Source organism: Bacillus sp. EB106-08-02-XG196 (assembly GCF_013396335.1).
Lineage (GTDB): Bacteria > Bacillota > Bacilli > Bacillales > Cytobacillaceae > Neobacillus.
The window spans coordinates 1-1,047 of the sequence record NZ_JABWSY010000043.1; the positions used below are offsets into that span (position 1 = coordinate 1).

1 protein-coding gene is annotated in these 1,047 nt (G+C 37.8%); it reads right to left on the minus strand.

Features of this window, described 5'->3' with window-relative positions:
• Positions 1–28: 28 nt before the first annotated feature.
• The gene (locus tag MLOOGBEN_RS28790; protein WP_179161666.1) at positions 29–919 is read right to left on the minus strand and encodes an IS982-like element ISLll1 family transposase; all 891 of its coding nucleotides are present in this window, start codon (positions 917–919) and stop codon (positions 29–31) included.
• Positions 920–1,047: the final 128 nt, after the last annotated feature.

The window sequence follows — 1,047 nt, forward strand, 5'->3', positions numbered from 1 at the left end:
TCCTCCATATACCCGAATTGCTAGTTGATTATTTAGCCATGACTTGATACCCGATAGAATATCTTAAAGTCTCTGGTTCCAGTGATTTAGCTGATTTTAACAGTAAAGAATACGCTAAAAGTATCATCTCTAATTTCAATTGAAAACCTTGAGGCGAACGACTTTTACAACGCTCAGCTCCTAGATTTGTCAAAAAAGAAAAAACTCGCTCAATCACTTTTCTACGTTTTGAAAAATTAGGGAAAAGGATTTTCTTTTGCTTCATGTTCTTCCTGACAGGTGTAATTAGATCAATTCCTTTTAATTCCAGCCTATCATGCAGTGACTGACCTAGATATCCCATATCTCCAAGGACTGTTGGTGTCCCAAATTGACTCAACACTTCCTCGGTCATTGAACTATCAGCCATTGAAGCAGGAGTAATTGTGTAGTCTATGACATAGCCTGATTCACTGACTAAAGCATGACATTTACATCCATAGAAGTACTGTCCCTTTGTAGCATTGTAGCCAACATTTGCATAATCTCCAAGAACTTTGCTTCTGAAATTACGAATAGGCTGACACAAAGGAATGGGGAAGCTGTCAATAATGGATACACTCATTCCTTCAACCTCTTTAAAGACGAGTGCTTGGCGAATGACTTGGATACTCGGTAAGAGGGCATTACAACGGCGGACAAAGCGAGAATATTCTAGGAAATTAGGAAATAAACTTTGAGCAAGTTGGTGCTTAGCTTTAAGCGTTTCACTAAAATGCAGTACGCCCCATAGGTAACAAGCGATAACTAAGCAATCTGATGTTGCGAGATGGACGTTCTTTCGGTTTTGAACCTCAAGGGAAACCCTCGTTTGATAAAGCGTCTCAATGGTTGTCAGTAAATAAACAAAAACTTTTGGAAGTATGCTATTATAAGTCATATAAGTCGTGCGCTTTCTAATGCTTAGTGCTTTAAGATTAGGATAGCACGACTTATTTATTTTCCAATGAAATTAACTAGCAATTTGGGTATAAAAATATAATGATGATTGAACCCTAATGAACCCTC